We start from the raw sequence: 13,289 nt of genomic DNA, 5'->3' as shown, positions 1-13,289 counted from the left end.
CATGAAGGCTCTGCACGTCATCACCGGTCTCGGCGTCGGCGGCGCCGAACAGCAACTGCGCCTGCTGCTGCGTCATTTCCCCGTGGCCTGCGAGGTGGCCGCCCTCACCAACCCCGGTGCTGTCGCCGACGGGCTGGTCGCCGACGGCGTCCGCGTGCACCACCTCGGCATGGGCGGCAACCGCGACCTGTCCGCGCTCCCTCGCCTGGTCCGCCTGATCCGAGCGGGCGGCTACGACCTGGTGCACACCCACCTCTATCGCGCCTGCGTCTACGGGCGGCTCGCCGCCCGCCTCGCGGGCGTCAGGGCTGTGATCGCCACCGAACACTCCCTCGGCGACTCCCAGATGGAAGGCAGAAAACTGACGGCGGGCGTCCGCGCCCTCTACCTCGCCAGCGAGCGCCTCGGCTCCGCCACGGTCGCCGTCTCTCCCGTGGTCGCCGACCGTCTCAGACGCTGGGGTGTGCCCGCCCCGCGCATCGAGGTCGTCCCCAACGGCATCGACGTCAGCCGTTTCCGCTTCGACCTGTCCCGGCGCCACCACACCCGCCGCCGGCTCGGCCTGCCGGAGCACGCCTACGTCGTCGGCGGGATCGGCCGGCTCACCCCGGGCAAGCGCTTCGACGTCCTGATCCGGGCGATCGCCCGGCTTCCCGACGACCACTGGCTGCTGCTGGTCGGCGCGGGCCCGGAGTCGAGCGTCCTGCGTCGCACGGCCCATGAGGCCGGCGTGGCCGAACGCGTCCTGTTCACCGGCGAACGCCCCAATGTCCCCGACGGCTCCCCCGGCCCCGACCTGCCCTCTCTCACCGCCGCCATGGACCTGCTCGTCTCACCGTCCCTGGAGGAGTCCTTCGGACTGGCGGTCGTGGAGGCCCTGGCTTCCGGGCTGCCCGTGCTCTACGCCTCGTGCCCGGCGATCGAGGACCTGCCCCCGCGGGCCGCCGCCGCGGCCCGGCGGGTGCGCGGCGGTCCGGAGGCGTACGTCCGCGCCGTCGCCGAGGTCCGCGCGGCCGGTGCACGGCCTCGTACGGTCCCGGCCGCCGCCCACCGCTACAGCATCACCCGCAGCGCCGCCCGGCTCATGGACGTGTACGCGGCGGCGGTGTCCAGTTCGTCGTCCCCCTCACCCCAGGGAGCCAGTTCGTCATGACCGAAAACCCCATCCCCTGTTCCCGGCCGTCCGGGCGTCAGTCCCGCGCCGCGGCCTGGCTGCCCTGGGTCCTGCTCGTGGCCGGCACGCTCGTCGGCGGCCTGGCCGGCGGCGCCTACGGCCTGCTGAGAGCCCCGGTGTACACGGCCACCAGCTACGTCGTCGCGGTACCCACCGAGGAGTCCGACCCGGCCTCCGCGCTCGGCTTCGCGCAGGCGTACGGCCGGGCCGCCACGCAACTCGCGGTGCTCGGGGACGCGCAGGTGTCGGCGGACGTGCCGGTACGGACGCTGCAGCGGAGCGTGCGGACGGCCACCTCGCCGGACGCCCCGATGGTCGCCGTCTCGGCCACCTCGCGACGCCCCGGTGCCGCCGCCCGCATGGCCAACGCCGTCGCCCACGCGCTGACCCTGCACGCGAACGACACCAAGTACAGCACCCACGTCCAACTCGTCCAGTTCTCGCAGGCGGTGCGGCCGACCGAGCCGTCGTCCGCGTCGCCGCAGTTGACGACCCTGGTCGGCACCAGCGCGGGCGGCCTGCTCGGCGGCCTGCTGCTGCTCGTCCGTCCGAGGCGCACCACGACCGGGGACGACGAACCCGTCCGACCCGCTTCGGTGCCGGTTCCGGCCCCAGCCGCCGACGTGCACGGACAACTGTGACAGCGGCGTACACCACGGAGATCGTCACCGACACGCACGCCTTCGCCGAGCTGGCCTCGCAGTGGGGGCGGCTGTACGAGCGGTGCGGCGCGGCGACCCCCTTCCAGAACCACGCCTGGCTGCACTCGTGGTGGCTGTCGTACGGCAGGCCCGGCCGGCTGCGGCTGGTGCTGGTGCACGCGGGCGCCGAACTCGTCGCCGCCGCGCCCCTGATGTTCCGGCGCGGTCCGGTGCCCACACTGGTACCCCTCGGCGGGGTGATCTCCGACTACGGGGACGTGCTCATCGAAGACGAGCGGGCGGACCGGGCGGCCGCCGCGCTCACCGAGGCGCTCTCGACCGCCGCCCGCACGGCGCTGATCGACTTCCGCGAGGTGCGGCCGGGCGGTGCGGTCGAACGCGTCTACGACCGTTGGAGCGGCCCGCACCGCCGGATGCAGGACTCGCTGTGCCTGGAACTGCCGGCCGCGCCCATGGACGCGCTGGTGTCCCGGCTACCGTCCCACGGAGCCCAGCGGGTGCGCGCCAAGCTGCGCAGGCTGCGGTCGCTCGGTGTGGAACGGCATGTCGTACGGCCGGACCAGGTGAACGCGGCGCTGCGGCGGCTGCTGGAGCTGCACCGGCTGCAGTGGCAGGGACGGAAAGTGACGCCGGAGCATCTGCGCACCCGTTTCTGCGAGCATCTGGTCCGCTCCGTGGGACCGATGGTGCGCTCCGGCGACGCGGTGATCACCGAGTTCCGGCTCGACGGCGACGTGGTGGCCGTGGACCTCACGCTGCTGTCGCGCCGGATCACAGGCGGATACCTGTACGGCGCCCATCCGCGTCTGCGGGAAAGCAAGGCGGACGTGGCGGTGATGCTCCTCGACGCGTGCACCCAGCACATGGGCATCAGCGGACTGGGCACTCTGAGCCTGCTGCGCGGCGACGAACCCTACAAGCACCGCTGGCGCCCCGAACCCGTCGCCAACCAGCGGCTACTGCTGGCCCGGCGACGCACGGCCCCGCTGATGTCGGCGGTGGTCGGCGACGTGGCCGCGCGTCGCCGGTGCAAGGAGTTACTGAGTCGCTTCCAGTAGTGGTCCACGGCCACCTGTCGGGACGCGAGCACACCTCCGGCCGAGCCAGGACTCGACCCAGTCGCCAAGACGCAGCGGCGAGCAGCCCGTCGAGCGCCACGGTGCGGGACGTGCGGTGGGCACGGGCAGCGTCGCGGGTTCGCCGGTGCGACCGGAGAGCACGGACCGGTACACCCGGGACGAACCCGGATTGGCCGGGCACTGCCAGACACCGTGCGGACAGTAGTCGGTCAGCGTGTTGTACAGCGGCTTGTGCGCATCGATCCAGGCGAGCATCCGCCGCATGTATTCGTCGTTGTCACCGTTACGGAACAGCCCCCATTCTGGATAGGAAATAGGCTTGTTGTGGGATTTTGCGAAATCCACGTGCGCTTGAAGTCCGTAGGGCTCATTCACCTGTTCGTCGAAGGAAGTTCCTCGCGGCTGGTCGTACGCGTCCATGCCGATGATGTCGACGGTGCCGTCCCCCGGATAGCACTGCGTCCAGGGAATGGCGTCCCGACCGCGGCTCGGCGTGAAGTCGAACCGGAATCTCTGGCCCGGCACCGAACGCATGGCGGTGACGATGTTGTTCCAGTACTTCTTCCAGGCCTCCGGGTCGGGCCCGCAGCGATGGGTGTACGTCGTGCCGTTCATCTCCCAGCCCAGCACCAGGATCGTGTCCGGCACGCTCAACGCGACCAGCTGCTCGGCGAGGGTGCGGAAGTGGTGATCGAAGTGTCCGGCAGCGCCCTGTCGCAGCAGCCACCGGACCTCGGCGTCCGAGACACCCGCCTCGTTGCGCTCCAGCATGGGCACGTTGAGGACGAACAGCCGGTCCTCCTTGGCCCTGCGCCAGCGCGCCCACACGTCGAGGAAGCCCGGAGCGCCCTCGATGTTGCTCCAGCGGTCGCCGGGCAGATAGCTGTGACCGACGCGCAGCTCGGCACCCCCCAGCCAGTTGCTGAGTCCCTTCATGCCCACCACGCCCTGGGTCCCGGAGTGGAGGAAAGCGCCGAAGGCGGGGCTCTCCTGGCCGGGCGCCGGGTTCGTCGGCCCGGTGTCGGAAGGGGTCGGCGGGGTCGGCTGCGGCAGCTCGGGGAGGGACGGGACCGGGGTGACCGCGGGCGCCTGCGGCGCCTGCGGGGACGACGACGCGACCGATGCGGTCACCCCGGGCCCTGTCGGCGCCGGGGCGGCCGTCGTCGGAGCGGAAGGACCGGCGGAGGGCGGTGTCCCCGCCGCGAAGCCGGCGCCGGACGCCAGCGTGGCCGAGAGGGCGACTGCCGCGGAGACGACCGTCAGCCGCCCGGTCCGGACCCGGCAATTCCGTAGAACCATGCCTGCTCCTCTCCCCGCTCTCACTCTGTCCTCTGCCCTCGTTCTATCCGTGCCGCTCTACTGACGCCCAGCCACATGCAGTCAGCCACATGAAATGGAATGACGCCATCGCGCTTACGGCTTTCGAGTACCTCGCTCCCCTGTGCGGGTGAGCCGATCCGAAGGAATGAAATCCGTGCCGCTGCTCGACACCCGCGTCCCCGCCGTTCTGCTGCGGATCGACCGGAATCCCTTTCACCACGGAACGCTGGGCGCCGTGCGCTCGCTCGGCAGAGCGGGAGTGGAGGTGCATGTGGTCGCCGATTCCATGGGAAGTCCCGTCACCAGATCGCGCTTCGTCAGCGAAACGCATCCTCCGCCGCCGCCCGGGGCATCCCCCAGCGAGATCGCCGTCGTGCTGCGCCGGGTGGCCACCCGGGTCGCGCGTCCCGCCGTCCTGGTCCCGATGGACGACGCGAGCGCGGTCGCCGTGAGCCGCATGCGCGAGGAACTCACCCCCTCGTATCTGCTGCCCGCCACGCCCGGCGCACTGCTCGAACGCGTCGCCGACAAGGCCGGACTGGCCCTCGTATGCGCTTCTGTGGACATCCCGCACCCAGTCACGCTGATCCCGGACAGCTCGACGCAGGCCGCCGACGCAGCCCGGCGGCTGGGTCTGCCGATGGTGGCGAAGTGGAGCCGGCCCTGGCAGGTGCCGACGGGCAGCGGGCTGCACAGCACGGTGCTGGTGAGGTCCGCGCAGCAGGCGCGGGAGCTGTATCTGCGTACCGCGGAGGCCGGCAGCCCGCTGCTGCTGCAGGCGTATCTGCCACCGGGCCCGGACCGCGACTGGTTCTTCCACGGATACGCCGACCGCTCCTGCGCCGTGCGCGCGGGCGGGCCAGGCCGCAAGCAGCGGGCGTGGCCGCGCGGAGCAGGCCTGACCGTGGTCGGACGCTGGACGGACAACCCGCAGGTGCGGGCGCTCGCCGAGCGGCTCACCGGTGCGCTGGGCTACCGCGGAATCTTCGACCTCGACTTCCGCCGCTGCGACACGACGGGCCGCTACCACCTGCTCGACTTCAACCCCCGCCCCGGCGCCCAGTTCCGTCTCTTCTCCGACACCGCCGGGCTGGACGTCGTACGCGCCCTGCACCTCGACCTGACCTACCGCCAACTGCCGGCGGCCCAGCCGCTGGTGGGACGGTCATTCGTGGTGGAGAACTACGCGCCGCTCGCCGCGCTGCGGCCGGCGCCCCGTGGGCGCGAACTTGCCTGGCACGCCCCGGACGACCCGGCTCCCGGCCGGGCGATGCGGGCCCTGTGGTGCCGCCATGTGTTCCGCCGGATGCGGGAGCGGCTGCGCGCGGCCGCGACGGCTCCCGCACCGACGCGCGTGGTCCGCCAGGCGGCCACGCCGATCGCGTTCGACGACGAGAAAGCGAGTAGCTGCTGATGTACGACCTGCTGGTGGTGGGCGCCGGACCGTACGGCCTGTCCATCGCGGCCCATGCCGCGGCAGCCGGGCTGAACCTGCGCGTCCTCGGGCGGCCCATGGCGTCCTGGCGTGACCACATGCCTCGCGGCATGTTCCTCAAGTCGGAGCCCTGGGCTTCCAACCTCGCTGATCCCGTCGGCCGTTGGCGGCTGGACGCCTACTGCGCGACCCAGGGCCTGACGGCGCGGCACGCCGAACCGATCCCGGTGGCGACCTTCGCCGCGTACGGCCTGTGGTTCGCGCACCACGCCGTACCCCAGGTGGACGAGCGCATGGTGAGCCGGGTGACGGCCCGCGCGGCCGGATTCGAGGCGGTCACGGAGGACGGGGAGGTACTGCGGGCCCGGACGGTGGCACTGGCGGTAGGCGTCATGCCCTTCGTGGAGGTGCCGTCCCCGCTGCGTGGCCTGCACCCCGCGTTCGTCTCCCACAGCAGTCACCACAATGACCTCGGCCGCTTCCGGGGCAGGGACGTCACGGTGATCGGCGGCGGCCAGGCGGCCCTGGAGACCGCTGCGCTCCTCGCCGAACAGGGCACGCGTGTACGGGTACTGGCCCGAGCCGACGGGCTGGGCTGGAACGATGTGCCACCGCCGTGGCAGCGCCCCTGGTGGCAGTCGGCCCGTGCCCCGCACAGCGGGCTCGGCTGCGGCTGGCGCAACTGGTTCTATGCCGAGCGCCCGGGGCTCTTCCGCCGTCTTCCCGAGCCGACCCGGGCCCGCATCACGGCCACCGCGCTGGGACCGGCGGGCGCCTGGTGGGTACGGGACCGGGTCGAGCAGGCGGTGGAAGTGCTGCTCGGCCAAGAGGTCGCAGCGGCCCGTGTGGTGCGGGGCGGCGTTCGGCTGGAGACGGTGAGCCGGGCCGCCAAGCGGTGCTCCCTGGAGACCGGACACGTGATCGCGGCCACGGGGTTCCGGCCGACCCTGGACCGGCTCGGCCTGCTCTCCGAAGAACTACGCGGGAGCCTGGCGACGGCTGCCGACGGCTCCCCCGCGGTCGGGCGGGACTTCGAGTCCTCACACCCGGGACTGTTCATGGGCGGACTGGTGACCGCCTCCACGTTCGGGCCGGCCATGCGCTTCGTCCACGGCGCCACGTTCACGGCCACGACGCTCGTACGAGGGGTGTGCCACCGACTGCGCACCACGCCGCCCGTCGGAACGATCCCCGCAGCGGTGGGCCGGGGGCGCCCGGAAGCGGTGCAGGCACACCCCTGACGGACGGGAGTGGCTCCGGGTGCCGGACACGGTCCGTGTCCGGCACCCGGACCGGGACGCTACCGACGGGACGCGGCCCGGCCTCGGCGGTACAGGATGGCGCCACCCGACATCAGCAACACGGCGGCACCCGCGGCCATGAACGCCTCCTCTCCGGCGCCGGTGTTCGGAAGGGAGGGTGGCTCCGCCGGAGGTGAGACAGGCGGGGTGACGGGCGGCGTGGTGGGGGGAGTTGCAGGCGGCGTCTCCGAGTCGTCGCCGTAACCGCCGTCTTCGCCGTAACCGGCCTCGTCGCCGTAGCCGGCTTCGTCGCCGCCGTAACCGCCGTCTTCGCCGTAACCGGCCTCGTCGCCGTAACCGCCGTCGTCGCCGTAACCGGCCTCGTCGCCGTAACCGGCCTCGTCGCCGCCGTAACCGGCCTCGTCGCCGCCGTAACTGCTGTCGTCGACCTTGCCGCTGTCATCTACCTTGCCGACGACATCCTTACTGCTGCCATCTACCTTGCCGACGACATCCTTACCGCTGTCATCTACCTTGCCGACGACATCCTTGCCGCTGTCATCTACCTTGCCGACGACATCCTTGCCGCTGTCATCTACCTTGCCGACGACATCCTTGCCGCTGTCATCTACCTTGCCGACGACATCCTTGCCGCTGTCATCTACCTTGCCGACGACATCCTTGCCGCTGTCATCTACCTTGCCGACGACATCCTTGCCGCTGTCATCTACCTTGCCGACGACATCCTTGCCGCTGTCATCTACCTTGCCGACGACATCCTTGCCGCTGTCATCTACCTTGCCGACGACATCCTTGCCGCTGTCATCTACCTTGCCGACGACATCCTTGCCGCTGTCATCTACCTTGCCGACGACATCCTTGCCGCTGTCATCTACCTTGCCGACGACATCCTTGCCGCTGTCATCTACCTTGCCGACGACATCCTTGCCGCTGTCATCTACCTTGCCGACGACATCCTTGCCGCTGTCATCTACCTTGCCGACGACATCCTTGCCGCTGTCATCTACCTTGCCGACGACATCCTTGCCGCTGTCATCTACCTTGCCGACGACATCCTTGCCGCTGTCATCTACCTTGCCGACGACATCCTTGCCGCTGTCATCTACCTTGCCGACGACATCCTTGCCGCTGTCATCTACCTTGCCGACGACATCCTTGCCGCTGTCATCTACCTTGCCGACGACATCCTTGCCGCTGTCATCTACCTTGCCGACGACATCCTTGCCGCTGTCATCTACCTTGCCGACGACATCCTTGCCGCTGTCATCTACCTTGCCGACGACATCCTTGCCGCTGTCATCTACCTTGCCGACGACATCCTTGCCGCTGTCATCTACCTTGCCGACGACATCCTTGCCGCTGTCATCTACCTTGCCGACGACATCCTTGCCGCTGTCATCTACCTTGCCGACGACATCCTTGCCGTAAGCGCCGTCGTCGCTGTCGCCGCCGTAACCGTCGCCGTCGGCGTGCCCTCTGAAGGAGTTGTGATCAGCGTGCTCGCGAGGGGCGCTGTCGTCGGACTGGGCACCGACCGATCCCCCCACGGTCCCTTCCGAGTGCGCATCCGCGAACGCCGGGATGCCGCACAGGGACAGGATGCCGGTCGCGGCTGCGGCCACGACCATTCCCTTACTCAGGTTCTGTCGCAATCTCGTCGTCTTCCTATTCGAAGAAGTGGGAAAATCCGACCTGGAACCGAGGGACTGGTCGAAGGTCAGCCGGCCACAGCCAGTCGGCTGGTGCTCACACGCCTAACCATTCGCCAGACTGGCAGGTTCTGTGCGGAAACTTGTACGTGTTGTACGCCGGAATCCGTGGGATTATCTGGCACAGAAGCCGGACCCCAGGGCGGTCGGGAGTGGGTTCGGTTCCCTGCAGCGGGAAGCGAACCGGAAAGACTTTCTCGTCAGCTCCTCCCTCTCTTCCTGCGGCTGCGCCGGGGAGCGGCTTCACGCCTGCCGTGGTTTCGTCGCCACTGGATTTTCTGACTGGTCAGATGATGGGACCCGGTGAAATGCCAGTGCCGGCATCCGGGGCACCTGTAGATCCGGTCCGGAATCTTCTCGATCAGTGGCTGCCTGATGAGCCAGGCACGAGCTTCACTCTCGGTCCGGAATGACGCCTTCCCCGTTTCCGGGCAACGCGGCAGGATGACCGTGTCACTCATGTCCCCTCCGAAGTGCGCTCCACGATGCGGTCGCCTACGGCGTAGTGATTTCTTGCTGAAGGACCGCCTCGGGAAACGGAAAGCGCCTCTCCCCTGGGCGAATGAGGACGTCACCTCATCCGCCCGTCAGGGAAAGACGCTTTCAGGTCAGGTCACGGCCCCCAAGGGGATCAAGAAAGGATGCCCCGAACCGCTGAACTGGACTCGAGCGATCAGCCCGCCACCGGCACGGCGACCTCGTCGCCGTCCAGCAGGTCGATGACCAGGTCAAGGGTGTTCGTCGAGTCGACAGCGGCCGTGGCCGTCGCGGTGTTCTCGTTCTCGTTCTCGTTCTCGTTCACGTTGACGTTGGTGTTCTCGTTCGTGATGGTGATGGGCTGGTCGCCGCCACCAACGGGGGTGCTGTCGCAGGCGCTGGCAGCCGAGGCGGAACCCGCGAGGAGGGCAACCGCCGCGAGGGTCGAGGCGGCGCCCAGCTTCATGCTCTTGCGCATTCGAAATCTCCGTTCTGTTTCTTCCTCTCTGGAAGAACGGAACCGATATTGCCCCGGCGTGGAAGGCCGCACAACTTGAAAGGGCCCAGGCCCCGGAAGTTCATCCACATGGCCCTGTACGGCAGATGGCATGGACTAGGAACACCCAGGCCACACCAGGTCGGCCACCCAATGGAGCAATGACATACAAGACGAGAAACCGACTTGAATGACTGCCATTTCGAACTCCAGCCCGACGTGCGCGGTCGGCAGTCAGCACTTCGACAGCGGTTCTCCCTTTCCACTGACACAGGCACTGCTTTTGACCGAGGGGACTTATGGCATGTCGTTCGGCGGTGGCGCCGCGGGTCGATACCGCGGCAGCCGCCAGACGGGCGCCGCCGAGGGCCCTGTCAGTAGGTACGGAGTGCGGGCCGGCGTTGGTCTGGGCGGCTTTGCAGACCACGACAGCGGACGATCCGCCGCCGTGCTGGGTGCCGGTGAGGTCGACCCAGTCGAAGACACCTGATGTCCACGTCCAGGACCCAGCGGTAGCCGCGGGCCGTAAAAATGAATCTCGGCGATCGCGTCGTGTGCCCGTCGCAGGGGCCGGAAGTCGTAGAGGACCGGCTTGGAGACAGCCTGGGACATCGGCTCCAGCACCAGCTTGAGGATTGCCCGGACCGCCCGGTCAGCGACGGCCGGGATGCCGAGCTCGCGCACCTTCCCACTGCCGTGCGGAGCGAAGATCCTTCAGGACGCACCGCCTCCAGCCCATATCCGCCAGGTTCGAGCTGGTGAGGAGTGATGAGGTGTCAGATCCCGGGTCGGGCGACGAAACCCACAGGGCCCCGCATGCGCGCAAGGACGCACGGAAGCCGACACTCCCGCACGGAAGTACGGACATGCGCCGCCATGGCCGCCGGACCGGGGGGTGATGTGCGTCTGTAGCCGAGCGGGAGGTCACCTGAGTGGAGCAGCAGCATGTTGCGAGCTACTTGCGACATGTGGTCACATCTTCCCGAAAAAGGCGCGTAAGGGGTTTTAGGCGCCGTAATCGAGGGCAACGGCCGCCTGTGGCGGCCTGCTTCCAGTGACACTTTGAGAGGAATCCATGCCTCACCGCATGCTCCGTTCGGCGGCCACCGTGCTGCTGGCTTCCGCGCCGCTCTTCACCGCCGTGCCCGCGCAGGCAGCCGCGCAGCAGGACTTCCCCTGTGACGTGGACGTCAAGAAGGTCGACGACGAACTGACCAGTAAGGTCACCTTCACCATCGCATGTGACGAGGCACGGACCGTCGTTGCGAAGATCGCAGTCGGCGGCGCCATCGTGAACCAGCGCCATACCATTCAGGCCGGTACCGCACAGTCCTTCTCCATCACCGTGAACAAGGTCCCGCAAATCTGCGCCACGCTGGAGACCGACGGTGAGACAACCACGGTCTGCAGCGCCTGACGGGGATCCGTTAGCCTGACCGTTTCGATTCCGGCGGTGTCCGGATCACGACGGAATAGCGAAAGTGCCTTCTGAGCTGGGGCGATGCAGGGCCTGTTCCAAGGTCTCCGTAGTCCGAGCGGGAAGGCACTTTTTGCGCGCGCACTACCGGGTCTCGCCCCGGGCTCGTCGTCTCGTCCGACGGTCGCGGGGTGCTCAACTGCCGGACCCCGCCCGTCGGCCGATCAGCCGATGCCACCGGCCTCAGCCTTCGCCGACACACGGCCTCGGCGACGTCCGAGCGGCACCGGACGCGCCCCGGACGGACCACAATCGATCTGGTGATGCCCGCCGACGGCGGCGAGGCCACCGTGGACCTGTCCCTGCCACGCGACCGGTCCGAGGTGTTCGGGCCATCGGCCCCCACCCCGACTGCCTGGCGTCTGCCGGCCGGCACCGAGCCGCCTCATGGCACTGCGGCCGGCCCGCGCCGCCACACGCAACCTCCTCGTCGGGGATGTCGAGGCCCTCCGTGGTCAGTTCGGGTATGCCCCTCTCGTCCAACCTGCGATGGCCCCAAGCTCAACCCCGCGGCTGTGGCGATGACATCGCGGGCGACGCCGACGCGGCCCGCCAGGCCGGGCCGTGCGGACGTACGGCGGGTGCGCTGGCCGGGCCGAGACGAAGCCGAGAGGAAGCTGTGCGGATGAGCCCACGGCTACCTGAGGTCGCGGGCCCGGTGGATCGCTTCGGCGAGTTGGCGTATCGCCTTGGTGTCGGTGATGACGGCCAGCTTGTCGGCCCGTTCGGCGAGTTCCAGCAGGGACGGGGCGGCCGGGAGCGGGCTCCAGCGGGTGTCGGTACGGCTGTGGGTATCGCCGTAACCGGAGCGTAGAGCGTCTGCGAAGTACGCGGCCGTGGCGGCGACTTGGAGGCCACTGTTCGCGCTCCACAGGGATTGGCCGAGGGAGGCGGTCTCCACTTGGCCCGACTCCTCGTGCGGGGTGCGCGTCTCGGGGTCCTGCCAGCGGACGGTGGCGGTGGCGACATGGCCGTCGGCACCGGACTTGGTGCGGACGGCGTAGAGGGCGGTGACCGTGTGGCCGGGGCCCACCTCGCCGCCGTCGACACGGTCGTCGCGGAAGTCGTCGTCGGCGACGCGGCGGTTGTCGTAGCCGACCAGGCGGAACTCGGCGACCGTCTCCGGGTCGAAGGCGACCTGGGCCTTGGCGTCGCGGGCCGTGAGGTCGATGTTCTTCGGGAGCTGCTCGCAGAAGACCGTACGGGCTTCCTCGGCGTCGGAGACGTACGTCGTGTTGCCGTCGCCCTTGTCGGCGAGGCGTTCCATCAGGGCGTCGCCGTAGTCGCTGCCGACGCCGACGCCGAACAGGGTGATGCCGTGTTCGCGGCGGGCGCCGTCGATGCGTTCGAGGATGGAGTCGGGGTCGGTGTCGCCGTCGTTGGCGAGGGCGTCGGAGACGAGGACGACCCGGTTGGTGGCGCCCTCGCGCAGGCCCTTGACGGCCGTGGCGTAGCCGGTCTCGACGCCGGCGCCCAGGTTGGTGGAGAAGGTCGGCTCCAGGTTGTCGATCGCCTCGTGGATCTCGCCGCGGTTGCCGTCGAGGCGGGTCATCGGCAGGACGGTCTCGGCCTTGTCGCTGAAGGTGACGATGGCGACCGAGTCGTCGTCGCGCAGCCGGTCCGTCATCACGCCCAGGGACTTCTGGGCGAGGTCGAGGCGGCCCGGTTCGGCCATGGAGCCGGAGATGTCGATGACGAAGGTGAGGGCGGCGGGCGGGCGTTCGCCGCTCCGCTCGGCCGCGCCCCGGGTGGCGAGGCCCACGCGGACCAGGGACCAGTCGTCCTGGTCGGTGCGGGCGCCGTCGACGGTCACCGTGAAGCCGTTGCCGTCGGGGCGTTCGTAGTCCTGGCGGAAGCTGTTGACGAACTCCTCGGGGCGGATCGTCGAGGGGTCGGGCCGCTGCCCGTCGGCGAGGGTGCGGCGGGCGTAGCCGTAGGAGGCGGTGTCGACGTCGAGGGCGAAGGTGGAGAGGTAGTCGGGCGAGGGGGCGACCTCGCGGGACTCGTCGTCGGGGCGGTCACCGTCCTGTTCGCCGGTGCCCCGGTTGTGGTCGGGTGCGGGAAAGCCGGTCGCGCCGTCCGCGCTGCTGCGGTCGCCGCTGTCGCCCGCGCCGCAGCCGGTGAGCAGCAGGCCGCCCGCCGCGGTGAACGCGAGCAGGGCGGCGCGCAGCCGCCGTATCCGATATCGCTCCATCTTC

General features: G+C 69.5%; 10 protein-coding genes. 6 read left to right on the top strand and 4 right to left on the bottom strand.

What is annotated here, in order from left to right:
- The first annotated feature begins 1 nt into the window (after position 1).
- The 3 genes from ACWBNA_RS25765 to ACWBNA_RS25755 are packed head-to-tail and all read left to right on the top strand — an operon-like array spanning position 2 to position 2,894.
- Positions 2-1,153: a glycosyltransferase gene (locus ACWBNA_RS25765; protein ID WP_482706884.1), complete on the top strand. Its 1,152-nt coding sequence runs from the start codon at positions 2-4 to the stop codon at positions 1,151-1,153.
- Positions 1,150-1,815, top strand: coding sequence for a YveK family protein (locus ACWBNA_RS25760; protein WP_482706883.1), 666 nt, complete (start codon positions 1,150-1,152; stop codon positions 1,813-1,815). Before ACWBNA_RS25765 ends, ACWBNA_RS25760 begins: the two co-directional genes overlap by 4 nt.
- A complete protein-coding gene (locus ACWBNA_RS25755) occupies positions 1,812-2,894 on the top strand; it encodes a GNAT family N-acetyltransferase (protein ID WP_482706882.1) in 1,083 nt (360 codons plus the stop codon). The genes ACWBNA_RS25760 and ACWBNA_RS25755 overlap by 4 nt, the downstream gene beginning before the upstream one ends.
- Here the strand turns inward: ACWBNA_RS25755 and ACWBNA_RS25750 are convergent.
- Complete coding sequence (locus ACWBNA_RS25750) at positions 2,874-4,214, bottom strand: glycoside hydrolase family 26 protein (RefSeq protein ID WP_482706881.1); 1,341 nt, start codon at positions 4,212-4,214, stop codon at positions 2,874-2,876. The genes ACWBNA_RS25755 and ACWBNA_RS25750 overlap by 21 nt on opposite strands.
- Before the next feature lie 175 nt (positions 4,215-4,389).
- Between ACWBNA_RS25750 and ACWBNA_RS25745 the strand changes: the two genes are divergently transcribed.
- The gene (locus ACWBNA_RS25745; protein WP_482706880.1) at positions 4,390-5,649 is read left to right on the top strand and encodes a carboxylate--amine ligase; all 1,260 of its coding nucleotides are present in this window, start codon (positions 4,390-4,392) and stop codon (positions 5,647-5,649) included.
- Complete coding sequence (locus ACWBNA_RS25740) at positions 5,649-6,911, top strand: NAD(P)-binding domain-containing protein (protein ID WP_482706879.1); 1,263 nt, start codon at positions 5,649-5,651, stop codon at positions 6,909-6,911. Before ACWBNA_RS25745 ends, ACWBNA_RS25740 begins: the two co-directional genes overlap by 1 nt.
- Positions 6,912-6,970: 59 nt before the next feature.
- Here the strand turns inward: ACWBNA_RS25740 and ACWBNA_RS25735 are convergent, their stop codons facing one another.
- Positions 6,971-8,554, bottom strand: a complete 1,584-nt coding sequence (locus ACWBNA_RS25735; protein WP_482706878.1) for an LPXTG cell wall anchor domain-containing protein — start codon at positions 8,552-8,554, stop codon at positions 6,971-6,973.
- 760 nt (positions 8,555-9,314) lie between these two features.
- On the bottom strand, positions 9,315-9,596 hold the full coding sequence (locus ACWBNA_RS25730) for a hypothetical protein (RefSeq protein ID WP_482706877.1): 282 nt from the start codon (positions 9,594-9,596) through the stop codon (positions 9,315-9,317).
- Between the two features lie 1,093 nt (positions 9,597-10,689).
- Here ACWBNA_RS25730 and ACWBNA_RS25725 point away from each other — a divergent pair.
- Positions 10,690-11,031: a hypothetical protein gene (locus ACWBNA_RS25725; protein WP_482706876.1), complete on the top strand. Its 342-nt coding sequence runs from the start codon at positions 10,690-10,692 to the stop codon at positions 11,029-11,031.
- Positions 11,032-11,728: 697 nt separating this feature from the next.
- On the opposite strand, the gene ACWBNA_RS25720 is transcribed toward ACWBNA_RS25725, so the two are convergent.
- A complete protein-coding gene (locus ACWBNA_RS25720) occupies positions 11,729-13,285 on the bottom strand; it encodes a vWA domain-containing protein (RefSeq protein WP_482706875.1) in 1,557 nt (518 codons plus the stop codon).
- Between the last annotated feature and the right edge of the window lie 4 nt (positions 13,286-13,289).

The sequence above is a fragment of the Streptomyces sp. Q2 genome (genome assembly GCF_056820935.1).
This window is presented reverse-complemented; position numbering and strand designations above follow the sequence as displayed.

Bases quoted from the DNA above. Each gene is read 5' to 3' on its own strand.
- ACWBNA_RS25750 (WP_482706881.1), bottom strand. From the start codon at position 4,214: ATGGTTCTACGGAATTGCCGGGTCCGGACCGGGCGGCTGACGGTCGTC.
- ACWBNA_RS25725 (WP_482706876.1), top strand. From the start codon at position 10,690: ATGCCTCACCGCATGCTCCGTTCGGCGGCCACCGTGCTGCTGGCTTCC.
- ACWBNA_RS25740 (WP_482706879.1), top strand. From the start codon at position 5,649: ATGTACGACCTGCTGGTGGTGGGCGCCGGACCGTACGGCCTGTCCATC.
- ACWBNA_RS25765 (WP_482706884.1), top strand. From the start codon at position 2: ATGAAGGCTCTGCACGTCATCACCGGTCTCGGCGTCGGCGGCGCCGAA.
- ACWBNA_RS25720 (WP_482706875.1), bottom strand. From the start codon at position 13,285: ATGGAGCGATATCGGATACGGCGGCTGCGCGCCGCCCTGCTCGCGTTC.
- ACWBNA_RS25760 (WP_482706883.1), top strand. From the start codon at position 1,150: ATGACCGAAAACCCCATCCCCTGTTCCCGGCCGTCCGGGCGTCAGTCC.
- ACWBNA_RS25730 (WP_482706877.1), bottom strand. From the start codon at position 9,596: ATGCGCAAGAGCATGAAGCTGGGCGCCGCCTCGACCCTCGCGGCGGTT.